Consider the following 24,667-nt stretch of genomic DNA (forward strand, 5'->3'; position numbering starts at 1 on the left):
ATTTTGTAGTTGGGGCTGAAATCGTTTTACAAACTATCGCCAAAATCTGCACGGAATTTTTCTAGTAGCTTCAATTCCCAATCAGTTGTTGTTTCTAGCTTACCGAAGAAGAAGCGCAATACAGATGGCTCTTCTACAAATTTCAAACCACCGATTAAATGGCGATTTTCATACAGCCAATGAATGCGGTCAACCGCATATTTCACATGTGAAAGCGAGTAGACACGGCGCGGCATCGCTAATCGTAAAAGCTCCATATGTGATAAGACTTCGGTGCCGTCTTCATTACGCTGTTCTGATAACGTTCCACGCTCCATCCCACGAACACCACTGACTAGATAAAATGCAGCGGCCAAGGCACCGGCTGGATATTCATTTTGTGGAACATGGTCGACAAACCGCATTGCATCAATATGGCATCCTAACCCACCTGCTGGTGTTACCACTGGAACTCCTCTTTTTACAAGTTCATTGACCATATATTCAATAAATTGCGGGCCTTGATTAATCATATTTTCATCCATTGTTTCTTCTAAACCGACAACAATAGCTTCAATTTCACGAACAGACATCCCGCCGTATGTAAGGAAACCTTCATATAAAGTGATTAACTCACGCATTTTCAAATAAGCTTCTTTGCTGTTTGTGCAAATACCACCACCACGGGCACAGCCTAGTTTACGGGCTGAGAAATAGATAATATCAGCTAAATCAGAAATTCGGCGAGTAATCTCGCGAATGCTCATATCCTTGCACTGTTCTTCACGCTCTTTAATAAAATATAGATTATCAGCTAGCAAACTAGCATCAAACACGAGCATAATACCATATTCGTCACATACTTTACGAATTTCTTCCATATTTTCAAGAGAGTGTGGCTGGCCGCCGATTAAGTTTGTACCTGCTTCAAGACGGACAAAAGCAATTTTGTCAGCACCATTTGTTTCGATTAAATCTCTTAATTTAGCAATATCCATATTTCCTTTAAATGGATGATTACTGTTTATTTTTAATGCTTCATCTGTAAAAATTTCCTCAACCGTACCACCGTTTAAAACGACATGTGCCTTTGAGGTTGTAAAATGGTAGTTCATTGGAACGATTGTGTCAGGTTTTACATATACTTGCGAAATAATATTTTCACAGGCACGTCCTTGATGGGCAGGCAGGAAATATTCCTTCCCGAAAAGCTCTTTAATTTTTTGCTCTAATTTTGTAAAAGTAACAGACCCAGCATAGCTGTCATCGGCTTCTAGCATTGCTGCTTGCTGCTTATCGCTCATCGCATTAACGCCGCTATCTGTTAGCATATCCATAAAGATATCAGTATTTTTAAGCAAAAATGTATTATAGCCTGCTTGTTTAATAGCTTCTAGGCGACGCTCAATTGGTTGAAGATTAATTTTTTGAACAATGCGTGCCTTGTGCATCTCAAGCGGTATATTTTCACCATAGAAAAACTTTACATTTGCCATTTTTACAAAACACTCCCTTAGTTACTATTCAAAAATAATTTCTAAAATATAAAACTATCTATTCTATTCAATTTTGCTAAAGGGATTATACGGACTATTTTGACAAAAGACAACACAATTTAGTAAACTGGGTTTAAAATTGCTAGTTTTTTATCAATTTAAAACAAAAACGCTTTCATGTGGTGAAATATGAAAGCGTTTAAGCAGAAAGCTAATATAATAATTCATATTTTTTTATTTTAACAAATGGTATAAATTTCATCTATAATATCCATCACAAAAACCTCTATTTTCAACAAGCTGTCAATCCTTTTATACAATTTTGTGAACTCACATCATTTCTACTTTTAATGAAAACTAATTTTGTTAGACTATAAATCGGAAGTGAAAATTTTTTTGGAGGTTGATTCATATGCCGTCTCTTCATGATTTACTACCAAAACTTTGGAATAAGAGAAGTCAGGAGTTAGAAGAATTCTTTGAAAATCCATGGCCGTGGAGTAAGGTTTTTGATGTTGATGTTAAAGAAAATGAAAAATCAATCACCATTCAAGCTGATTTACCTGGATTTAACAAAGAAGAAATTGAAATTGGAATAGACGACTATTCCCTAACAATTAAAGCTTCTCGTTCCGAGGAAAAGGAAGAAAAAGGAGAAAAGTATTACAAGCAGGAACGTACTTATGGTAAAGTTGAACGCACAATCCCTCTTCCTGCTGAGGTCATCGTTGATTCATCAAAAGCCAAGTATGAAAATGGGGTATTAAATATCACATTAGAGAAGAAAAACCCATCGTTACCTGAGCGCAAATATATTTCAATAGAATAAAAATAAAGGAAGCAGGGGACCGCTCTCTTGCTTCCTATATTTTTCCAACGTGCACGCGTGCTTTTGCTGCAACCACCTCGGGAATTGGATAGGCAAGCGGCTCTTGATGCAATGACTGAAAGAAATTAATATCACTTGTATTAAGCAAACCAATCGTTAACCGTGGAATAAGACGTACATGTATAGGTTCTTTCCCTTTGCGATCTACTGGTATATTTACCATTAGATTAAAGCTTGCAAAGCCTTGTTCTGCTAGAGTAGCAAAAATAGCCTTTAAACTCTGCGCGAAGTTCTGCCAGTCATGTTCATTAATATCATAAATGGAGTAGGATTTGGTAAAAATAGCGATAAAATCATTATGACCTTTTGGCGCAAACGCATGCAGCCAAGCAATATTCCCTAATTCACCAATCCATCTTTCTTGAGTATATTTTTCAGTTTCATACAAGCTCATGAAAAATTCTTGTTCAAACTCGCGCTCATAAGCTGCGGTTTTTTCATTAATTAAAGCTTGGTAGTTCGTTGGTGACTCCGATAAAATAACTTGGATATGGGGATGAAGGATACTTCCCCCTGATGGCGGCAAGTAGTTCCAGTTAATTGATGCATTACGTGCTTTTGAATCAGCTGCAATTACGTTTTGAGTATATATTTGCGCTGCCATAAAGGCATTCTTAATCATTTCCACCGTAAACTCTTCTAATTTCATATAATGTTGACCAGAAAAAATAACAACACCATTGTGTTTGCTATAAGGAAATAAATTCGGGAATACAACCGCTTCCCCTTGAGTAATCCTTCCTTCTTGCGAAATTTCTTTCGGAAAAACCGGGGTCAGATTATGTAAATTTTCTGAGCAAAATGGACATTTAGCGCCTCCTGTCTTTTCCGCCAATTCAGAATAATCTGGTGGTGTAACAACCATGCCTGCATCAAAAATTAACCGGGACGATTCACCTGTCAACGGATCAAAGCGAACCTCCGTCTTTCGTTTAATTAAATTGCCTTGATTATCATAAAACGTAAACCATTCCTCTTTTTTTCGAAACTTCATCGTTATTTTCGCCCCCTTTCATATGAATATACCACTTCAGATAATTATTGTCAGTATATTCAGACTAACCTTCCGGAATCAGGGGACGGTTCGGTTCTTCTGCTTCCCTTTATACTAATTGGTAAATTAAAAACCTCTCATAGGAATCATTTTCATATAATTCTGGCACAATGATTTCCTTTTTTAATTCAAACACCGTATGGTTTTCTAAAAAATAAACATAATCCTCTGATGGATAATACAAAATCAGCTCTATTTCCCTTTTTGATTCCGCTACAGAAAGAAGAATATTAATTAACACGGCTATAAAGATTTGAATGGAAAACGGGTTAAAGAAGTAAAAGCGGTTATCCAGCGGATCAATTTCATAGTCCTGTGCCAGGCGGCACTGAAATCGAATCTTCTCTTTATTTCTATTGTATTTTTTAAAATAACTAGTTTGGTTTTCAAGCGCCTCTTTGTAAAAAACCTCGTTCATTTCAATTCCGGTAGCTGAGGCTTGAAAAAAATAATGAATATAAAAATTCAAACGTCCTTTGCCGCAGCCAAAATCAACATAATGGTCGCTCTTGTTTACTTCATAATCATTAAATAACGCCTCTAAAGCACAGTATGGCGTTGGTTCATAGCGGTGATAGTGAACAGATATACTCTCTTTCTTTTGGACGCCCCCTGTTTTTATGTTCAGCAATTTATCATAATAATGTTCCTTCATTGCAATTACTCTCCCCATTTAACAACTGGAAGCAGGGGACGATTCGAACCGTCCCCTGCCTCCTTTCCCACTTATTCTCCTAAATCAACATTATGATAAACTTGTTGAACATCATCACAATCTTCCAAAGCATCAATCATTTTTTCAAATTGTGCCAAGGACTCTTCGGGAAGTACCACATCATTTTGTGCAAGCATTGTTAGTTCAGCTACAGTAAATTCATTTATGCCCGCATTTCTGAATGCTTCTTGAACGGCATGGAACTGTTCAGGCTCTGCATAAATGATAACCGCTTCATCTTCTTCGATAATGTCACGGACATCAATATCCGCTTCCATTAAAATTTCAAGTGCTTCTTCCGCTGTCTTGCCTTCAAGACCGATTACAGCTGTTTTATCAAACATATAGGCTACAGACCCACTCACACCCATGTTACCACCATTTTTACCGAATGCCGCACGTACTTCTGATGCCGTGCGATTCACGTTATTTGTCAATGCATCAACAATTACCATTGAGCCATTCGGTCCAAAGCCTTCATAACGAAGCTCAGCATAGTTTTCGTCAGAGCCTCCTTTTGCTTTTTCAATCGCGCGGTCAATAATATGCTTTGGCACATTGTAGGTTTTTGCCCGTTCAAGAACAAACTTTAAAGCCTGGTTTGATTCTGGATCAGGCTCACCCTGTTTTGCAGCTACATAAATTTCCACTCCAAATTTAGCATAAATACGACTAGTGTTGGCATCCTTAGATGCTTTCTTATCTTTAATATTGTTCCATTTACGCCCCATCTTGTTCCACTCTCTTTCAACATCGTTTAACTCTATTATTATACACGTAAAATTATAGATTTAAAAATAAAAATGAACCAGCAATAATTAGCATCGCTGGTTCATCGAATCCATCACTTTGTTTCTTCCACTTTTTCTTCAACTTCTGGTTGCATCGTTCCATATTTCCGTAAATTATCGTGCCAAGATAATGCCTTTTCGATGACATGCGGTGTTTGTCCACCTCTAGTCAATGCCTCAGTAAAATAATCCCAAAGCTGGCTACGGTACATTGGATGCACGCAATTATTAATAATTCTTTCAGCGCGCTCTCTTGGTGCTAAACCACGAAGATCCGCATAACCTTGTTCTGTAACAACAACATCAACATCATGCTCTGTATGGTCAATATGGGAAGCAAAAGGAACGATACTCGAAATCTTTCCACCTTTTGCAATTGATTTTGTTACAAAGATACCTAAACGTGCATTTCTTGCAAAGTCACCTGAACCACCAAGACCATTCATCATATGTGTACCCATTACATGGGTAGAGTTAACGTTCCCATAGATATCAAATTCTAGGGCTGCATTTATCGAAATTAAGCCGAGACGGCGGATGATTTCTGGGTTATTCGACATTTCTTGCGGACGCAATAAAATACGATCACGATATTTATCAAAGTTTGAATACACATCTTTCATTTTCTCTTCCGATAAAGTGATCGCACAAGTAGAAGCAAATGTAACCTTACCTGCATCCATTAAATCGAAAACAGCATCCTGTAATACTTCTGAATATAATTGTAAATTTTCAAATTCTGAATCTAATAGTCCAGCTAGTACTGCATTCGCAACAGAACCTACACCCGATTGCAATGTCGGAAGCTGTTCTGGCAATTTGCCTGCGACAATTTCCTTCCGTAAAAAGTCAAATAAATGATTGGCCATAACGTTTGTTTCTTCGTCAGGTGGGACGATAGCTGATGGTGTATCTGGTAAATTAGTAAATACAATCCCTTTAACCTTATCAGCATCATACGGTATTCCAACTGTACCCATTCGATCAGATGGTTTTGTTAATGAATGCGGCTGTCTTTTTCCTTGTTCGCCTGGATCATAAAAATCATGCAACCCTACCATGCTTAATGGATGTGCAATATTTAATTCAATAATGATATTTTTAGCATGATTGGAAAATACTTGGGAGTTTCCTCCAGATGTAGTAGGGATAATCATGCCATCTTCGGTGATAAGACAAGCTTCAACAATTGCATAATCAATTGGATCAATTGCCTTATTGCGAACTAACTCAGCAACATGTGAAAGATGAATATCAGTATATAGTACGTCACCATTATTAATTCCTTTTCTCATTGTACTGTCAGATTGATATGGAAGACGTTTTCTAATGATGCCTTTTTCAGTAAATAGCTTATCAATACCTGAGCCGATGGAAGCACCAGTATATAAGTTTACTTTAAAAGATTCTGTATCGGCACGTTTTACTAAAGCTAACGGAACTGCCTTTGCGTCACCAGCTGAAGTAAAACCACTGATTCCTAATGTCATTCCATCCTGAATCCATGATGCAGCTTCTTCTGCTGTAACAACCCTATCCTTTAGTCGCGGATCTCGAATTCTGTCCATATGTCTCTCCATACTTCTACCCCACCTTAAACGATTTTAAAGTAATTATATATGTAAAATCAGTAAAAATTTTCATTTCGCGACAAAAGACGGAATTTTCTAATAAGCCAGCTAATTTCTCTACCGAAACAGTAAAAAAGCATCCGCACTCTGTGTTGTGGATGCTTTTACTTACAGTATTTTTTTATTATTCTTCAAGCATAAGTTGTTCCAATTTTAATGGTTCTATATATTCACCATTTTTGTAAGCACGCATATTTCCACCTGAAATTTCATCAATTAAAACAATCTTTTTGTCTTTTAGTCTTCCAAATTCGAATTTAATATCATATAACTCAATATCTTTTTTTGCTAATTCTGCTTTGACAAGATCCGCAATTTTTCTTGTCAATTCTTTTAATTCTTTATACTCACTTAACGTTAAAATTCCAAGCATATGAAGCGCATCATCACTAATCGGTGGGTCTTGACGCTCATCGTCCTTAATCGTAACTTCAACAAATCCATCGAGCGCTTGACCTTCTTCAGCGTACATTCCATAACGACGTAAAAAGCTACCTACAGCCCTGTAGCGACAAATGACTTCAAGTCCATTACCAAATACAGTCGCTGGTTTGACGGTCATTGTTGCATTTTCAATGTCAGCATCAATATAATGGGTTGGAATGCCCGCTTCAGCTAATTTTTCAAAAAAGAATTTCGTTAATCTAAGCCCTGCTTTACCTGCCCCTTCGATTGTTAAACCGACAGTGTTCGCGCCTGGGTCGAAAACGCCATTTTCTCCTGTTACATCATCCTTGAACTGCAGCAAATAATTTCCGTCCCTAAGAGCATAAACATCCTTTGTCTTACCAGTATAAATGAGTTCCATCGTAATGTTCCTTCCATTTTTAAATTCTTTAGTAATTCCATTATGCCTCGATTTTTGTAAAAATGGAAGCAGGAGACGGTTCAATATTACTGAAAAAGTAGCCTTCATAATGCACATATATTTCAAGTATATGGCAATCGGACAATAAATGGCCTTGGGCGGACATTAAGTTACCCAAACTCGACAATAAATGACTCTTATTGGACAATAAAAGTGATTCTAGGACAATAAGTTTGAAATGGCTCAATTTTTTAAGTGGTCTCGGACGGTTCAACTAATTTTTGTACAACCTTTTGAACGGTAGAATTGCGTATGCCCGGGTCTTCTGCTGGTGTTGCTCTTTGGATAAAGAATGCGAGAATGAGGGCAACAGCAGAAATAAAAGTGGCAATTAAGAAAGCATAGTTAATTCCTTTCAGCATTGCTTCCATTTCAATTTGCTGCCTTATTTGAGCTATAGCTGCCGCTGATGGCTGACTAGCTGCGCCGGCATCGTACATCGCATCTGCCGCTAATTTCTTCGCAACAGATTCCATTCGATTAGACATAATCGTAATTAATAAGGCTGTGCCAATTGCCCCTGATACTTGGTTTAATGTATTATTCATCGCTGTCCCGTGCGGGTAAAAACGGGCTGGCAGTTGATTTAAGCCATTTGTTGCGACTGGCATCATCACCATTGACATTCCAAATGCACGGACCGTATATAAAGTGATTAAATATGTATTTGTAGTTTCCAACGATAATTTGCTCAATTCATAAGTTGTGATTGTTAAAATAGCGAGCCCAACCACCGCTAATATACGTCCACCTACCTTATCAAATAAACGGCCTGTAACAGGAGACATAAGGGCGCTAATAAGTGCACCTGGAAGCAGCATTAATCCAGCGTCCAATGGGGTAATCCCCTTAAGCGTTTGCATATAAATGGGTAGAAGCAGAATACCGGAAAACATCGCCATATTAACAATCATTGTAATCGCCGATGCCAATGCATACATAGGGTATTTAAATACAAAAAAATTAAGCAATGGGCGTTCTTTCTTTACTTGGCTTGTTATAAAACAGACTAGAGAAATTACACCAATGATTATCGATAAATAAACTTGCGGGCTATCCCAACCTTTATTTCCTGCAGAACTGAAGCCATACATCAACCCGCCAAAACCAACGCTTGATAACAGTATTGATTCGAAATCTAAATGAATATTGACCTTTGCTTTTTTATCCCTAAGCAAGAAAAAGCCAATAATTAATACAGCGGCTGCAATTGGAGTAACAAAATGAAAAAGCATTCTCCAGTCATAATGTTCAACAATCCAACCGGATAAAGTCGGCCCGATGGCCGGTGCAGCCATCAAAATTAAACCAAAAACGCCCATCGCCGTCCCCCGTTTTTCGACTGGAAAACTAACTAACATCACATTCATTAATAACGGCATCATAATCGCCGAGCCCGATGCTTGAATCATCCGTCCTGTTAATAGGACTGGAAAAACATGGGCAACCCCAGCAAGGATTGTTCCTGCTGTAAATAATCCCATCGCCACTAAAAATAAATGGCGCACCGAATATTTTTCAATTAAAAACGCTGTAATTGGAATTAAAATTCCGTTAACTAACATAAAGCCTGTTGTGAGCCATTGTACAGTTGCTGTATTTATTTTTAAATCCTTCATAATCGACGGTAAAGCAATATTTAATAACGTATTATTTAAAAAAGCAATAAAAGCACCAATCATTAAAACCGAAAGAATTCCATATGGTGCCTGTTCCTTTTTAATATCTTGATTCACCGCTGTTCCTCCTTTAGACACACTCTCTGAAGCACAAAAAAACCGAAATATGACTTTTTATAGTCTTACTCCGGTTTTTAATTCTATACGATTATTCTTATTTTTTACTGATTCCAAACAGGTTTTCTTTTTTCCAAAAAGGCGCAAATTCCTTCTTGTGCGTCAGGATGTTTAGTGTTCAAAGAAATGACCTGTGTAGCATATTGCAGCGCTTGGAAATCTTCCATGTTAATTTGTTGATAAAACTGGCGCTTCCCTAATTCAATGATGTTTAGGCTTTGTTTTGTAATATCTTTTGCTAATTTTTCGGTTTCTTCGTCCAACAGCTCAACAGGTACAACTTTGTTTACCAACCCATGCTGCAATGCCTCTTCTGCTGACATGAAGTTACCAGTAAACAACAGCTCCGCTGCCTTTTTCCGACCAATATTGCGGCTTAAAAATACGGCTGGTGTGCTGCAAAATAAACCGCTATTTATGCCCGGTGTTGCGAACTTGGCCTCTACACTCGCTACCGCTAAGTCACTTGCTGCCACTAATTGGCAACCCGCTGCAACAGCTGCACTCCGTACCTTTGAAATGACAATCTGTGGCATTTCTCTAATCGTGCGCATTACATTCAGACACGCTTGAAATAGCGCTAATACTTCAGTTTCTGTCTTTGATTGAATTTCCTTTAGGCTGTGGCCAGCAGAAAACACTCGATCCGACCCCTCAATCACAACGACTTTTGTTTCCCTTTTTGTGGCTATTTCTTTTAATAAAGTATCAAGTTCATCAATAAGCTGCATCGTTAACGTGTTAAACTCTTTAAGATTTTCTAACGTAACATATGCAATTCCTTCTGTTTGTCTGAATGATAGTAATTCCATGCTCCTCTCCCACTCCTCTTTTTTTGAACTTCACTTTCAAATTCATGCTGTCTATTTTTTAGTTTGAGTGTTCAGACAATTTTAGTCAACAAAAAATTATAATAATGCCATAAATTCCTCACCAGTAATCGTTTCCTTTTCAAACAGATATTCAGCCAATTCATGTAGCTTCTCTTTATTTTCCTCTAAAATTTCAGTTGCCCGCTGATGGGCAATTTTAATAATTTTCAAGACTTCAGCATCAATTTTGGCGGAAGTTTCGGCTGATACTAATAATGTGGTATCTGTCCCTAAATAAGGATTATTGACAGTTTCCAGCGCCATCATATCAAACTCTTCACTCATTCCATACCTTGTCACCATATCGCGCGCAATTCTAGTTGCTTGCTGAATATCATTTGCCGCCCCGGAAGTAATCGTTTGAAAGACAATTTCTTCTGCAGCCCGGCCTCCCATGAAGGTTGTAATTTTATCCATTGCTTGCTCTTTTGTAAGCAATACTTGTTCCCTCTCTTCAATCTGCATTGTATAGCCTAAAGAGCCGGATGTTCGCGGGATGATGGTAATTTTATGTACTGGTGCAGAGTGATTCTGTTTGGCTGCAACTAAGGCATGGCCAATCTCATGGTAAGCAATCGTTAATTTATCCTTCATCGGAATGACCGCATTTTTTCTTTGATAGCCTGCTATGACCACTTCGACAGACTCCTCAATATCACTTTGAGAAACAAAATTACGGCCCAGTTTAACTGCACGGAGAGCACCTTCATTAATAATATTAGCTAAATCAGCTCCAGAAGCACCTGGCGTTGCTCTAGCAATTGCATTTAAATCAATATTATCCTCAAGCTTTACCTTATCAGCATGCACCTTTAAAATCGCTTCCCTACCTACCAAATCAGGCAATTCCACAGGAATTCTGCGGTCAAATCGGCCTGGTCTTAAAAGTGCTTTATCAAGCGTTTCCGGCCGGTTCGTTGCCGCTAAAATAACAACTCCTTTACTAGCGTCAAACCCGTCCATTTCCGATAAAAGCTGGTTCAATGTTTGTTCCCGCTCATCATTGCTGCTAATGCCCATTGAATTACGACTCTTACCAATGGCATCAATTTCATCAATAAAAACAATACATGGCGCCTTTTCTTGAGCCTGCTTAAATAAATCCCTAACCCTTGCTGCCCCCATCCCAACAAACATTTCAACAAATTCAGAGCCTGAAATGGAGAAAAATGGTACCTTTGATTCCCCTGCCAACGCCTTAGCCAGCAATGTTTTCCCTGTTCCCGGAGGGCCAACTAACAGCACTCCTTTTGGAATCTTAGCGCCTATTTCTTTATATTTCGTGGGATTATGTAAGAAGTCAACAATTTCTTGCAAAGCTTCTTTTGCCTCATCTTGCCCCGCCACATCTGCAAAGGATTTTCCTGTTTCTGCTTTAACATATATTCGCGCATTACTTTTGCCGATGCTTAATGTTTGACCAGCGCCCCCGACTTTCCCCGCCATCTTGCGAATAAACATTTGGCTAATCCAAATAAATAACAATAATGGCAAAATCCAAGTTAAAATAAAATTGATAAATGATGAATCATCACGTTTAATTGTCGACGTAAAAGGAACCTTCGCATCATATAGACGATTTACTAATTCCGGGTCGTCCATGCGGCCCGTCACATATGCTCTTTCTTCGCCTTTTTTATTAGTAGCCATATAGGAGATTTGATTTTCTGTAATCTTGACTTCTTTAACATTCCCCTTGTCAATTTCTGTTAAAAACGTTCCATAATCAACCTCAATAATTTTCTGTTCTAATATTGTTGGGAAAATGACCGTATTCAAAACCAGCACAATACTCATAGCAATGAGGAAATAATATATCATTGGCTTCCCCGAATTCCGTTGTATTTTCATTGTATATTTCCTCTCCCTTCCAGCCCTTTTCATAGTTACCCACATTCTACCACTTTAAATAGTATTATCCTTCTGAAAAAATTGTCGTTTGTGTGAAACAATGACAAAAGTCGTAATGAAAAAATAAAAAAAGTGAAACTTATTTCATTTTTTAACGTAAATACTATAGAATGGTGTATAACAGGAAATTATGGAGGGATTTTTTTAATGAAAAAACTATTAGCAGCGATCATTACGGCAACACTTATTTTTACACCGTTAGGAACTGTCATTTTTCAAGACCAGCCGACAACGGTTGATGCAAAAAAATACAGCTCAGGCAAGAAAGGGTTTAACCTCAATAAAAATCAACCAAATAACAACAATAACAACTCTTATTTCCAAAACAAAAAACCTGACTCACCTAAAACAAATAAGTCTGCTGCTACACCAAATCAAACTAATAAAGGCGGCCTCATGAAGGGCTTAATGCTTGGAGGTTTGGCTGGTTTACTTTTCGGAAGTTTATTCGCCAATATGGGATTTTTGGGATCAATTCTAGGCTTGTTAATTAATGTCCTTGCGATTGTTGTCTTAATTGCAGTGATACGCGGTATTTTCAACTACTTCAAAAATAAAAAGAAAAAAGAGGATATTAATCCATGGAGAGGCTAGTCATTTCGGAGCAAGATATTATAAATGCAACATGCATTTATATTTCCCGTAAAAGGCAAGTAAAGCCTGAAGAGGTAGAAGTAGAATTGCAGTATGATGATGATTACGGCTTTTCTGCGGAAGTTTATGTTGATGGACGCCAGCAAATCCTAACAGCTGGAAACTTAATTGAAGCTCTGCGCCTATGGCTTGAAGAATTTCTTAACAGCGATCCTTATGCCGGTATTCAGCTCGTGCTTGATGATGATGAAGGAATTATTGCTGTTATTAATTGATGGGCCAAAATCGTTAGAAAAAGCTGTCGGTTGACAGCTTTTTATTTTTTCCTCTTACTCATCCTTCCTAAAATAAACGCACCTGCTGTTAAACCGATTATTGTATTTGTTTTCTTATTAAAGATTGATTTAGCAACAAGATTGATGTTTTGCGGCCTTTCCGCCAAGCGGCGCATGAAATAACCATACCAATCCTTTCCAAACGGCACATACGTACAGAAGTTGTAGCCTTCTTCCGCTAGCTGTAGTTGTAATTCTCTTCTAAAGCCGTAAAGCATTTGAAATTCATATTTATCTTTCGGGATATTATGTTGCTCCACAATTTTTTTCAAATGGTTAATAATATGATGGTCATGTGTAGCAATTGATGTGAATTTACCGTTTAATAAATGCCATTCGGTAATCTTAATATAATTAGCATCGATATCTTTTTTGTCTTGGTACGCAATTTCGGCCGGTTCTTTATAGGCACCCTTTACAATCCGAATGCGTAAATCTTTATATTTCTCAGTATATTCCTGTGCTTTATGGAAATAAGCTTGAACAACTGTACCAACATTATCAAAATCCCGCAAAAGCACATCGAGAGCATCATAGGCAGGCTGAAGATGGCCTGAATCTTCGATGTCAAAGTTTACAAACATATTGTAAGTCTTTGCCTTTTCGAGAATTTCCCATAAATTCGCTAAAGCGAAATCAAAATCAATATCTAACCCTAATTGCGTCGGCTTTAATGAAATATGGGCGTCAACTTGATTTTCATGAATCGCTTCAATTACTTTGAGAATATTTTCTTTTGCTTCAATTGCTTCTTCTTTTTTATATACAAATTCCCCGAGATTATCGACCGTACAAGAAATCCCATTGGAGTTGAGCTCTTTAATACTTTTAATGACTTCTGGTATATTTGTACCCGCTACGACACTTTGCGCACCTAATTTTAACCCATATTTTTTGGCAGCATTATTTAAAAATTGGTTTTGCGAAAGGCCAATAAAAAATTCTTTTAACATAGCGTTTACTCCCTTACTCAAAAATAAGCCCGCTCCTATTAAGAAATGGGCTACTTCAACGTCAGCCATTTAACTCCATTATTCTCCATCTCGTACAGCTTCTTTTACACTAACCTTCACTTTGATGATGCGCCGATTATTCATTTCCTTAACAGCAAACTCAATATTTTTATACTCAATCACTGGTCGCTCATGAACTGCTGGGATATAGCCAAGCTGTCCAATCATAAATCCACTCAACGTATCATAATCGTGCGTTGGCAGGTCGACATGAAGGATATCTTCTACTTCATAGAGATTCATTGTCCCAGCCATTATATAATGAAATTCATCAATTACTTCAACCTCATTTACATCCAGCTCAGGCTCATCATATTCATCAAATAATTCACCAACAATTTCTTCAATCAAATCTTCAATCGTAACAATCCCATCTGTCCCGCCATATTCATCAATAACAATCGCCATATGGGTGTTACTTTTTTGCATATCCCTAAATAATTGATCAATTTTAATCGATTCTAAAACGTAATAAGGCTCACGGACTAAATCACGTAAATTGAAATAGGTTTGGTTATCACTCTCAATAAATTGGAATAAATCCTTAACATGCAAAATGCCAATAATTTTGTCAATATTCTCCTCGTATACAGGCACTCTTGTATATTTTTCAACATTTGCAATATGAAGTGTTTCTTTCAAACTAAAGTCAGCGGGAATGGCCACAATATTTGTCCTATGGGTCATAATGTCAGAAACCGTTTTATTATCAAACTCAAAAATATTATTTATCATTTCTTTTTCAGCTTCTTGAATGGTCCCTTTTTCTTGTCCTACATCGACCATCATCCGAATTTCTTCCTCTGTAACGTCTTCATCATCGGCATTAGGGTCAAGGCCAAACATCTTTACAATTACATTTGTAGACAATGTCAAAAACTTAACAAAAGGATAGTTAACTTTAGATAGCACCGTTAATGGAGTGACTGCAATAAATGAAATCTGCTCTGCCTTTTGTAAAGCAAGTCTTTTCGGAACGAGTTCACCGAATACTAACGTGAAATAAGATAAAACCAATGTAATCACTACAGTAGAAATCGTTTCAAGTGTCCCCTTAGCAATCGGCATTCCTAAGTTATAGAGATATTCCGCCAACCTTCCGGCAAAGCTCCCTGCAGCAAAAGCACTCGCCAAAAATCCAGCAATTGTAATCCCAATTTGAATCGTTGCTAAGAAGCGGCTCGGCTCCATTAAAAGAGATTGAACTAATTTTGCTTTTTTATGCCCGCTATCAGCCATTACCTTTATCTTATTATCATTTAACGAAACAAGTGCCATTTCAGATGCTGCAAAAAATGCATTTAACAAAATTAGTACAAGGAGTACGAATATTTCGGCGCCCAAGAAATCTACCCCCAAATATATAAATATTTTCTACAATCATTACTTTATCAAAATTTAAATTTCTTGCATATAAAATGGTGCTTTATGTGGCTATGTATTTTAGAACATTAAAATTATTGTGTCACGGTTCTCTATTTATCATTCCCAATGAGGTTTCAATGCATCAAAAACTCATTTTAAAAATATTGTTGACTTATTCAAAACCATTAATTATTATAAATAATATAATTCAAATCAAATTACTCGGTTATTAAGGAGGAGACAGAAATATGGTACAGATGATTTTCACCGGGTTACTTTGTGGGGCATTGCTTGGATTTGTGATGCAGAGAGGCCGTTTCTGCTTAACTGGCGGATTTAGAGATATGTATATAGCAAAAGATAATCGTATGTTTTATGCTTTATTAATTGCCATTGCTGTCCAAAGCGTTGGTGTCTATTCGTTAATTCAGATCGGAAAATTCGAGTATTCTGCAGGCGCCTTTCCATGGACAGCCGTTATTGTTGGGGCTTTTATATTCGGAATTGGGATAGTTCTTGCAGGCGGTTGTGCAACAGGCACATGGTACCGCGCAGGTGAAGGTCTTATTGGCAGTTGGATTGCACTAACCGGTTACATGCTAATGAGCGCCATTATGAAATCTGGACCATTAGCAACTGTTAATGAATCATTTAAAACTACTCAACTCCCAACAAACTCTATTTCCGAAAGTTTCGGAATTTCTGTTTGGGTATTAATCGCTATTTTTGTAGCAATTGTATTTGCCATTGTAGTTAAGGAACTAAGAAAACCAAAGGTTGTTATTCCTGCGATGAAGCCAAAGCGGACTGGTCTAGCTCATCTCTTATTTGAAAAACGTTGGCATCCATTTTTTACAGCCATTTTAGTTGGACTAATTGCAACTCTTGCTTGGCCACTCAGTGCCGCAACTGGAAGGGTTTTTGGGCTTGGAATCACAACTCCTTCAGCTAATATTTTACAATACTTGGTGAGCGGCGATGTTAAAATTTTAAACTGGGGCGTATTCCTCGTACTTGGCATTTTTCTCGGCTCTTTTATAGCTGCAAAGGCAAGTCGCGAATTTCGCTTTAGAATGCCTGATACAAAAACAGGTGTTACAAGTTTCATTGGCGGAATTTTAATGGGCTTTGGTGCTAGCCTAGCTGGTGGATGTTCCATCGGTAATGGTTTAGTTATGACGGCCATGATGACATGGCAAGGTTGGGTTGGATTAATGTTTATGATTTTAGGGACTTGGTCTGCATCCTATTTCATGTTTGTTCGAGTTAGTGTTAAAAAGAAAACTATTACAGCGAAATCAGCAGTTACTGCATAGGAGGAATGAATCTTGCAAAAAACATTAGAAGTCATGGGTCAAGTTTGTCCTTTTCCATTAGTAGAGGCAAAAAAGGCAATTGCGGATTTGCATTCAGGAGACGAATTAATCGTTCAATTTGATTGCACACAAGCAACAGATAGTATCCCTCGCTGGGCTGCCGAAGCTGGCCATAAAATCACCAATTTTGAGCAAATCGGCGAAGCAGCTTGGACCATTACTGTGCAGAAAAATTAGTACATTATATAAGCTCTGGGAATTGTTAAAGGTCCCAGAGCTTTAATTATTAAGAATCCATAATTTACTACATAAATAAGGGGAATTAATATGGAGCAGTTCTTTACCTAGCAATTAGTTTGAAATTTTTACTTCTTATAACGAACCATTCCAATTATAATAATTAGGTGTGATGCTCATCATGCCTATTTTTTTTGCTTAATACAAAATTTACAACAAGGGAGAAGAAACAATGTGGTTTATTTTTTCGCTTTTAACAGCATTAGCTTGGGGTAGTGCTGACCTATTTTATAAAAAAGGATCCAACAGCGACGATAAGTACAGTCACCTTAAAATTGTCACGATTGTAGGCTTAGTCATGGGGCTTCATGGCACAGCCTACATGCTTTTGAAAGGAATCGCGTTTGATCCATTTGATATGGTAAGATATTTACCTGTTTCTGGACTTTATATTTTATCAATGACGATTGGTTATATCGGATTAAGGTATATTGAGCTTTCCATTGCTTCACCTGTGCAAAATTCTTCAGGAGCAGTCACTGCCATCTTATTATTCATCTTTTTCCCGCAGGACCTTGGTTTCATTGATGTAGCAGGTATAGCTATTATTACTTTTGGTGTCGTTGGTCTTGCCTTCTTAGAAAAAAGAGCTGAAGTAATAGCCCTTAAAATAAGCACAGCTCCAATCGATAAAAAATATCAAATCGGCTTTTTGGCGATTACTTTTCCGATTATATATTGTGTTATCGATGGTCTTGGAACTTTTGCTGATGGAATTTATCTCGATGAAATGAAGCTTATTAGTGAAGATTCAGCCCTTCTTGCCTATGAATTCACTTTTTTCATTTGTGGTGCAATTGCCTTTATATTTTTAAAAGGCATCAAAAAAGTAGACTTTGCTATTTTCAAAGAGCGTGATAAAGGCTTAGCAGCTATTTTTGAAACAACTGGACAATTTTTTTATGTTTTTGCGATGGCCAAAAATGCAATTATCGCTGCACCACTAATTGCATCCTATAGCATTTTTTCGGTCATCCTTTCAAGAATTTTTCTAAAGGAAAGACTAAGCAAAAATCATTACGCTGTCATCATCGTTGTCATGTTAGGTATCATTCTGCTTGGGGTTGCGGATGAGCTATAACTTTATTAATAAGAATAGTGAATGGCATTTGCACTATCCCCACCGATTGAGAACTAAAAAATATTGAAAAATGCAAAATAGCAATTCATTTCGCGCAGAGCATTGAGTTGCTATTTTTATTATATTTTTTCATCGTAATGCACAATAGAGCCATATTGTTCACTACAATTTAACAGAAACATATTTCGAAATTAATATTGAATAAACACAAGGCTATAATCCCCATCCAAGGCTCCAAATTCCGAAAATAGGTACCTACGCTTCGGAAGCAAGGTATTTTTCCACAAAACGCAAAAAAATCTTAGCGCACGGTGATAAATATCGTCCCTCAAAGTAAAAGACAGAAACCCAGCGTGAAAGAGGAGGGTCCAAGGATAAAATAGATATTGATGGGCCCGGAGATTCTGCCATTAACCGCGGGAGAACCGAAACCCCTAGTCCTTCCGCTACTAGTGTTCGTGGGGAGGCACACTCGTATGCAATAAGTGGCTCAAAGCCTTCTCTCATGCACGTCGCAATAAGCTGCGAACGAATTCCGGACCCCTCCTTAAAGGATACAAATGATTCTTCACTAAGTTCTTTAATAGAAATTGCTTTTTTCTTCTCTAGTGGGTGTCCTTTGGTTACAGCTAAAACCAATTCATCTTGATAAAGAGGCTTTGAACAAATTCCCTTTGGCGCAACTAAATTTATTAAATGCGTTGAGTATTTAATATCCACTGCATGGGCCAAAGCAAGATCTAATTCCCCCTTTTTGAGAGCATCTAGCAACGGTTCAGTAGTGTTCTCCCTTATAAACACTTTAATCTTAGGAAACTCTTTCCCAAATTCCACGAGCAACCTTGGCAGCCTAGTTTGCACTAGGGACTCTAGCGCTCCTACTATAATGTTACCGTGCGGGTAGTTTATGAACCCTTTAACTGAATCTTTTGCCCTTTGTGCCTCCGCTAAAGTCTTTTCAGCACCAATATAGAATTGCTCCCCAGCCTCTGTTAAGGTTACCCCTCTGCCAGTTCGTTTAAAAAGCTTGAGGCCCAGTTCCTGTTCCAAATTACCAATTTGTTGCGAGAGAGCTGGCTGAGCTATATTTAATCGTTCGGACGCTCTTGTAAAATTATTTAGTCTTGCCACTTCAACGAAGTAAGTTAGTTGCTTAAGCTCCATTCTTCAACGACCACCTTCATTTGCGAAATAAGTAATTGTTATACCTACAATAGCATATATATATTTTTCTTATCAATTATGCCGTATTATAATCTTTTAATATAGAAAGGTAGGAGTACGGATTATGAATAACGGCAAACGTCCTTATTATGGTTGGTATATTGTTATATGTGCTACAGTTATTGTTTTGCTTTCAATGGGATTGCGAATGGGAATTGGACCTTTTGTTGAACCAGTTATGGCTGACTTAGATTTATCTCGAACGGAGCTATCATTCATTGTGGCAATCGGGATGATTGTTTATGGAGTTGGAATGCCAATAGCAGGACTGCTTTTGAAAACGTTAAGTAGTAGATTTATGATAGTAACAGGAGTAATTATTGTTTGTTTATCGATTGTATGGGCCATAAATGCTACAGGGCCAGTTTCTTTTCTACTTTCCTTTGGTGTTTTTCTATCGCTTGGGCTTTCCTTTTTAAGCAATATTTCATTATCTCCGATTATCAGTAAATGGTTTGTTAGACAAAGAGGAAAAGCACTTTTTTATCTGGCAACAGGCGGAATGGCAGGCATTGCAGTTATGACTCCTCTTGAAACATGGTTAATCCAACTTGTAGGCTGGAAGCACACTCTTCTTATATTTGCAGGAGTATTCATTTGCATCATTGCTCCTTCGGCAATTTTTATTATGCGAGAAAATGTACCAGAAGGGGCTGACACTACAGGAGCAGTACGTAATCTAGTAAAACAAGAACCAGCAAATATTAGTATGAGGGATGCAGTAAAGACAAATGCCTATTGGAAAATCATTCTCGGCTTATTTGCCTGTGGATTTGGGATGAATCTTTTAGGTTCTCATGGCGTACCTATGTTGGTAAACCATTGTTTTGACCCAATGATTGCTTCTTTTGGCGTTGGCATGATTGGTATTGTTGCAATGTTCAGTACAGTCGTCTTAGGACATGTAGCAGATCGATTTCCTAGGAGAAATATTTTATTCCTAGTGTATTTTGTTCGCGGCCTTGGGTTAATCGGTTTAGTTTTAGCAGCCACGAAATGGCAGCTCTTTCTTGTAGCATTTAGTGGCGGATTAGTATGGTCAGGCTCTATTGCAATGTCTACCGCTATTTTAAGCGACCTTTATGGAACACGTTTACTTGGAATCTTAAATGGGTGGGCATACTTTATCGGACATCAAATTGGAGCAGCTTTGGGGTCATTTCTTGGTGGCTGGCTATATGATGCTTCTGGCACTTATTTATATGCATTTATCACTGCTGGTGCACTGTCCATTATTGCCAGCCTAGCATCGATTACATTGCCACAACATCTTTCCTTCAATAAGCAAATAAAAATAGGTGAACAGCATAATAGTGAGCAAACCTAACCGGTTATGGGTAACAGATATTAAAAAAGTCCTGAAACAGTACATGAACTATTTCAGGACTTTTTCCGTGCAAAATTTAGACCCTTAGCGAGCCACGGAACCCTCTGGCAGCATAGTAAGATTCTGCACCATTGTGATATACGAAGACATGCCCGAAGCGACGATCGCAAAAAAGGGCACCGCCGAGTTCTCTAATATCAGATGGTGTTTGCACCCAACTCGACGTTTTCATATCGAAATTTTCAAGTTTCTGCAACGCTCGATATTGTTCTTCCGTTAATAGTTCAATACCCATGGCAGTTGCCATATCAATAGCGTTATTTTCTGGTTTATGATTTTTCCTTGACTCCAGCGCTTCACGGTCGTAACAAACACTCCTGCGACCTTTAGGACTTTCCGCTGAACAATCAAAAAAAATGTATTCGTCCTTTTTTTCATCATAATCAATAACATCTGGTTCACCGCCAGTTCTTTCCATTTCATTGAGTGACCACAGTTTTTCAAGATTAGCATCCAGCTTTTCATGGACTTTAGCCCACTCAAGACCTTTATGTCGGTTCATGTTTTTTTCAAAACGGACTTTCAATACTTTAAGTAAATCCTCACGTTGCTCTAGTGAAAACTCCTTATTATCGCTAACCTTATTTCCCTTGATCACGGTAGTTTCCTCCTTCAATAATGTTTAATTGAACTGAATCAGAGAAATTAGTTTCTTTTTATGATTATTTAAGGACATTTGGGGGAGATTAAATATTAAAAAAGTTAATAGTCGTTTACTGTGCAAAGGAAACAGGAAGAAACCGTGTAAGCGCATAAAAACATTCACCTCTTTTTATTACCCTCCCACATTATTAGTAAAATAATGTATTAGGAAAAAAGGATTCCTTTTCTATTTGCTAAAGCCTTCCCCGAGAACTATTAGAAGGTAGCTTGAAAATCAAAGTATTGGTGAAATGATGTTACATTTATTATGGGCTTATTCCATTAAAGCTACCATTTACTTAAACAACTCTATCTATCAATATTAATGTTATTACTTTTCCCTTTAATTTCTTCCAAAATAATTTTTGTGCAAGCTACAATAAGTCCACTAAGCAAAATTAGCCCCATATAAATTGGATGTAAATGTGTTTCAGGAACACCACCCCAAGGAAATATAAACTGCTGAATTATAGGAGAAATCCAAAAATTAAGGATATAAAAACCGACCATTGTTCCAATTATCCATCTCAATATAATCACCTCTGTATTCCATTGTACCAAACCTCACCTAGACTTTGGTTAATTATTGGATGTTGCTTCTTTTACTAACCTGCTCTACAGTTGAGGAAGCAACAGCTCTGTTGCGCTATCGCCTCCGTTAATGAAAAATCAATTATTCTTTAAAGAGCCGACCCAAACATCACCAACATTTACTTTATAAATAATTTCTTCCTCATAACTATTAAGTTCGATTTCTTCGGTTTTATAAGATTGATTTATTATATCTCTTACTTCTTCTTCTGTCCTTATTCCATCTTGAATATCCTCTTCTAAATCTCTTAGATGATATATATTAGCATTTATATGAGGCTCCCAGTTGAATAAATCTAATTTATCTTTTAAAGTAGCATATTTCTCAATCGGAAATGCCTTTTCTTTGGTGTGTTTATCAAACGTATTATCATAAAAATTAAAGAAGTCCTTATACGCAACAACAACTTGAGAGTTTATAAAATTAGGTTCATAAAGCCAAATTTTCAAATAAAAATCCTGATTCTCATTTTTCATTTTCTCAAACCAATCCAAGTACACGTCTATCATCGCTTCTAAAAGAAGGCGATTATACCAAGTTGGAGGATTTAACCTTGGAATTGCATAAAATGGATGTATCCATAGCTTTGAATAATCTCTGTTATACTCCCTTATTGCATCCATATCTAAATTAATGAAATTCTGTTTCCATGTCCCAATTTTTCTTTTATGACGTTTCCAACCTCTAATTTTCTTTTTTATTGAATGATAAAACACTAAACTAAAGCACCCCTTATTACTTCTTCACTATTAATACTTCGTTTCTAAAAAAGCATTACTGCTGTTCCAACAATCCCCCCTTTAGCTTAATAAGAAGGCGAATAAATTCTGTCCGTATCAGTATCAATTACAAACTCAACCTCAACATCACTGTCATGAGGTAATTGTTCAAAATTATGTAACCTACAAAATACATTTGGAAGGTCTTTTATATCAAAGGTTAATTTTTTTGCTTGTAAATATTTTTGCTTTAACTTTTGTTTGGGACACTTTTTACCCGAAAGCAGAACTTGATAATCATAACCGTCAATTTCAATAATCATAATTTCACGACTGGTTGCTAATCAGTCTTATAGCTTAGATTTTTATTAAAGCCTACGTTCAATGAGATAATTTGTACTCCTTTAATATTGAACGAATTTCATAACCAAAATTACTGGGGAAGATTTCAATAAAACTGATTTTACCCTCGTAAACCTCAATTGCTCCAATTTCTTCGAATTGAAAACCTTCGATTTCTCCCTTGTCCTTTTTATATCCAGTAAGGTAAAAAGAACCACAATCGGGGTCGCCACACTCACAAATTCCTTTTATTCGAAGATTATCAACCTGATTTGACAAGTCAATTCTGGATTTGGAAATAAAAAATTCTTTAATTCTGTTTGTCATCTGGGGCAAAACATCAATAAATAACGGATACTTCTCCATATAACCAACCCTTTTTAAGACTGTTTCATGACTACTTTATCAGACTGTTCTTACTAAAATAACAGTGCTTAGTAAAAAAAGACCGCAATTTTAACAATCTACGTTGTTTCGTTAATGCCCCCGATTGTTTAATAAATATGGCTCACTTTTTCTTAATCAACTTTGTTATGGTCCATTCGAGATTTTTATCAATTTCCCTTGTAATCTCAATATCCAGATTGTCTTTACTGATGTATTTTAGGAGTTTAAAGGTCTCAGTTCTAATCTCTTCCCAGACTGAATTGTTTTTTAATTTATCAAAATTTGTAAAAACTTCTATCACTTGCCCATTACACTTCTTATCAAGAAACCTATCATATTCTTCAAGTTTCTTTATCTCATTAGCAGATAGAAATCCCGTTTCTACATAGTGATTAGCTATAACACCATTGAAATGGCTTTCAAAGTCAACCAGCATATCTTCGCCTACATTCCCAAATCCCATTATATCTTTTTGTTTTTCCGCTGGAGAAGACAATATAATCAGTGTCTTTAATAACTCATCGAAGTGATATTGAATAATTTCTTTATCCATATAGGTACTCCCTTAGTGATCGGCTATGTTAATGGATCACTCACTTTTTTTAGAATTGCCCCAAATAATTGAAGAAGATAAGTAATACCGAACTGTTTAGATTATTGCGCTCTTAAACAAAGAAGTAAGGTCATCTGCTAATTCATTTTTCGAATAATCATCGTGGTATATTCGAAATACGCTTGGAAGATTTGAATTTAGTTTGATATATATAGGGTCACCGCTTCCGTGTGAACAACTTGCTGAAAAAACATATCCATCTTCTAATGCCGATATTCCTGGTTCATATTTAGTGCTTTCATCAATTATGTCATCCACACCTCCCCATATAATATATGAAACCCCATCATAATCCTCATCAGGTTCATCTTCTTGGATTCCGAACTCTGCATCTATTAAAGGGACGGTAGTATATAATTCGATATACCATTTCGGCAATTTTATTTTAAGTTCTTTTTCTAATTTTTCTAAATCACTTTCGGTTGCAGTTTTGCCAACAAAATCTGGATATTTAGACATAATTCTTTCTACAAGTCTTTTGGCTCCGATAATGATTTCATTATTTGTCATTTTCCATACTCCCATTTCAATTTATCTATTTAGAGTTCGATTGAGTTCGATTAAATCCTGCTTATCGAATAATTCATTTTGAACTAAACTGCCCGTTAGCAAAAAAGCGACTGCTCCTTGTTCATACGAATAGGTAAGGGTTTGAGGTTATCGCTCCCTTTTCCCCTCGTTCACACCGTACGTGAGACTTTCATCTCATACGGCGTTCCAACTAATCCAATTCATTCAGTTCTATGTACATGATGAAG

Annotated in this window: 26 protein-coding genes; 7 read left to right on the plus strand and 19 right to left on the minus strand. The window is 37.0% G+C overall.

Features of this window, described 5'->3' with window-relative positions; all coding sequences use genetic code 11:
- Positions 1 to 26: 26 nt before the first annotated feature.
- The gene (locus tag GX497_02330; GenBank protein ID HHY72065.1) at positions 27 to 1,475 is read right to left on the minus strand and encodes a tryptophanase; all 1,449 of its coding nucleotides are present in this window, start codon (positions 1,473 to 1,475) and stop codon (positions 27 to 29) included.
- A 412-nt stretch (positions 1,476 to 1,887) separates the two neighbouring features.
- Between GX497_02330 and GX497_02335 the strand changes: the two genes are divergently transcribed.
- Positions 1,888 to 2,304: an Hsp20/alpha crystallin family protein gene (locus tag GX497_02335; protein ID HHY72066.1), complete on the plus strand. Its 417-nt coding sequence runs from the start codon at positions 1,888 to 1,890 to the stop codon at positions 2,302 to 2,304.
- Between the two features lie 34 nt (positions 2,305 to 2,338).
- Here the strand turns inward: GX497_02335 and GX497_02340 are convergent, their stop codons facing one another.
- From GX497_02340 to hflB, 8 genes are all read right to left on the minus strand, one after another.
- Positions 2,339 to 3,358: a hypothetical protein gene (locus GX497_02340; GenBank protein ID HHY72067.1), complete on the minus strand. Its 1,020-nt coding sequence runs from the start codon at positions 3,356 to 3,358 to the stop codon at positions 2,339 to 2,341.
- 109 nt (positions 3,359 to 3,467) lie between these two features.
- Complete coding sequence (locus tag GX497_02345; protein ID HHY72068.1) at positions 3,468 to 4,073, minus strand: methyltransferase; 606 nt, start codon at positions 4,071 to 4,073, stop codon at positions 3,468 to 3,470.
- A gap of 71 nt (positions 4,074 to 4,144) precedes the next feature.
- Entirely contained in the window at positions 4,145 to 4,864 is a 720-nt protein-coding gene (locus tag GX497_02350) for a YebC/PmpR family DNA-binding transcriptional regulator (GenBank protein ID HHY72069.1), read from the minus strand.
- A gap of 113 nt (positions 4,865 to 4,977) precedes the next feature.
- The gene (locus tag GX497_02355) at positions 4,978 to 6,504 is read right to left on the minus strand and encodes an acetyl-CoA hydrolase/transferase family protein (GenBank protein ID HHY72070.1); all 1,527 of its coding nucleotides are present in this window, start codon (positions 6,502 to 6,504) and stop codon (positions 4,978 to 4,980) included.
- Between the two features lie 175 nt (positions 6,505 to 6,679).
- Positions 6,680 to 7,363 (minus strand): phosphoribosylaminoimidazolesuccinocarboxamide synthase, encoded by a 684-nt coding sequence (locus GX497_02360; protein HHY72071.1) that lies wholly within the window; start codon positions 7,361 to 7,363, stop codon positions 6,680 to 6,682.
- A 251-nt stretch (positions 7,364 to 7,614) separates the two neighbouring features.
- Entirely contained in the window at positions 7,615 to 9,105 is a 1,491-nt protein-coding gene (locus GX497_02365) for a DHA2 family efflux MFS transporter permease subunit (protein HHY72072.1), read from the minus strand.
- A 158-nt stretch (positions 9,106 to 9,263) separates the two neighbouring features.
- On the minus strand, positions 9,264 to 10,031 hold the full coding sequence (locus GX497_02370; protein HHY72073.1) for an enoyl-CoA hydratase: 768 nt from the start codon (positions 10,029 to 10,031) through the stop codon (positions 9,264 to 9,266).
- 96 nt (positions 10,032 to 10,127) lie between these two features.
- A complete protein-coding gene (hflB, locus tag GX497_02375; GenBank protein HHY72074.1) occupies positions 10,128 to 11,942 on the minus strand; it encodes an ATP-dependent zinc metalloprotease FtsH in 1,815 nt (604 codons plus the stop codon).
- 207 nt (positions 11,943 to 12,149) lie between these two features.
- On the opposite strand from hflB, the gene GX497_02380 reads away from it, so the two are divergent.
- A complete protein-coding gene (locus GX497_02380) occupies positions 12,150 to 12,596 on the plus strand; it encodes a hypothetical protein (GenBank protein ID HHY72075.1) in 447 nt (148 codons plus the stop codon).
- Complete coding sequence (locus GX497_02385) at positions 12,584 to 12,871, plus strand: YxcD family protein (protein HHY72076.1); 288 nt, start codon at positions 12,584 to 12,586, stop codon at positions 12,869 to 12,871. The genes GX497_02380 and GX497_02385 overlap by 13 nt, the downstream gene beginning before the upstream one ends.
- Positions 12,872 to 12,912: 41 nt before the next feature.
- Here GX497_02385 and GX497_02390 read toward each other — a convergent pair whose 3' ends face one another.
- The gene (locus tag GX497_02390; GenBank protein ID HHY72077.1) at positions 12,913 to 13,884 is read right to left on the minus strand and encodes a proline dehydrogenase; all 972 of its coding nucleotides are present in this window, start codon (positions 13,882 to 13,884) and stop codon (positions 12,913 to 12,915) included.
- Positions 13,885 to 13,962: 78 nt separating this feature from the next.
- A complete protein-coding gene (locus tag GX497_02395; GenBank protein ID HHY72078.1) occupies positions 13,963 to 15,288 on the minus strand; it encodes an HlyC/CorC family transporter in 1,326 nt (441 codons plus the stop codon).
- Between the two features lie 269 nt (positions 15,289 to 15,557).
- On the opposite strand from GX497_02395, the gene GX497_02400 reads away from it, so the two are divergent.
- From GX497_02400 to GX497_02410, 3 genes are all read left to right on the plus strand, one after another.
- A complete protein-coding gene (locus GX497_02400; protein HHY72079.1) occupies positions 15,558 to 16,625 on the plus strand; it encodes a YeeE/YedE family protein in 1,068 nt (355 codons plus the stop codon).
- 12 nt (positions 16,626 to 16,637) lie between these two features.
- The gene (locus GX497_02405; protein ID HHY72080.1) at positions 16,638 to 16,862 is read left to right on the plus strand and encodes a sulfurtransferase TusA family protein; all 225 of its coding nucleotides are present in this window, start codon (positions 16,638 to 16,640) and stop codon (positions 16,860 to 16,862) included.
- Between the two features lie 232 nt (positions 16,863 to 17,094).
- Positions 17,095 to 18,003, plus strand: a complete 909-nt coding sequence (locus tag GX497_02410) for an EamA family transporter (protein ID HHY72081.1) — start codon at positions 17,095 to 17,097, stop codon at positions 18,001 to 18,003.
- Between the two features lie 255 nt (positions 18,004 to 18,258).
- On the opposite strand, the gene GX497_02415 is transcribed toward GX497_02410, so the two are convergent.
- The gene (locus GX497_02415) at positions 18,259 to 19,167 is read right to left on the minus strand and encodes a LysR family transcriptional regulator (protein HHY72082.1); all 909 of its coding nucleotides are present in this window, start codon (positions 19,165 to 19,167) and stop codon (positions 18,259 to 18,261) included.
- Positions 19,168 to 19,291: 124 nt separating this feature from the next.
- Between GX497_02415 and GX497_02420 the strand changes: the two genes are divergently transcribed.
- Positions 19,292 to 20,554, plus strand: coding sequence for an MFS transporter (locus GX497_02420; protein HHY72083.1), 1,263 nt, complete (start codon positions 19,292 to 19,294; stop codon positions 20,552 to 20,554).
- A gap of 76 nt (positions 20,555 to 20,630) precedes the next feature.
- On the opposite strand, the gene GX497_02425 is transcribed toward GX497_02420, so the two are convergent.
- The 7 genes from GX497_02425 to GX497_02455 form a co-directional block, all read right to left on the minus strand.
- Positions 20,631 to 21,212: a DUF4256 domain-containing protein gene (locus GX497_02425; protein HHY72084.1), complete on the minus strand. Its 582-nt coding sequence runs from the start codon at positions 21,210 to 21,212 to the stop codon at positions 20,631 to 20,633.
- Positions 21,213 to 21,565: 353 nt separating this feature from the next.
- Positions 21,566 to 21,787: a hypothetical protein gene (locus GX497_02430; GenBank protein HHY72085.1), complete on the minus strand. Its 222-nt coding sequence runs from the start codon at positions 21,785 to 21,787 to the stop codon at positions 21,566 to 21,568.
- Positions 21,788 to 21,925: 138 nt separating this feature from the next.
- Positions 21,926 to 22,564 carry a hypothetical protein gene (locus tag GX497_02435; GenBank protein HHY72086.1) on the minus strand — a complete coding sequence of 213 codons (639 nt, stop codon included), beginning with the start codon at positions 22,562 to 22,564 and terminating at the stop codon, positions 21,926 to 21,928.
- Between the two features lie 89 nt (positions 22,565 to 22,653).
- On the minus strand, positions 22,654 to 22,890 hold the full coding sequence (locus tag GX497_02440; GenBank protein HHY72087.1) for a hypothetical protein: 237 nt from the start codon (positions 22,888 to 22,890) through the stop codon (positions 22,654 to 22,656).
- 58 nt (positions 22,891 to 22,948) lie between these two features.
- A complete protein-coding gene (locus tag GX497_02445; protein ID HHY72088.1) occupies positions 22,949 to 23,275 on the minus strand; it encodes a hypothetical protein in 327 nt (108 codons plus the stop codon).
- A gap of 142 nt (positions 23,276 to 23,417) precedes the next feature.
- Positions 23,418 to 23,849, minus strand: a complete 432-nt coding sequence (locus tag GX497_02450) for a hypothetical protein (GenBank protein HHY72089.1) — start codon at positions 23,847 to 23,849, stop codon at positions 23,418 to 23,420.
- A gap of 96 nt (positions 23,850 to 23,945) precedes the next feature.
- The gene (locus tag GX497_02455) at positions 23,946 to 24,419 is read right to left on the minus strand and encodes an SMI1/KNR4 family protein (GenBank protein HHY72090.1); all 474 of its coding nucleotides are present in this window, start codon (positions 24,417 to 24,419) and stop codon (positions 23,946 to 23,948) included.
- Positions 24,420 to 24,667: the final 248 nt, after the last annotated feature.

This window comes from Bacillus sp. (in: firmicutes) (assembly GCA_012842745.1).
Taxonomy (GTDB): domain Bacteria; phylum Bacillota; class Bacilli; order Bacillales; family Bacillaceae_J; genus Schinkia.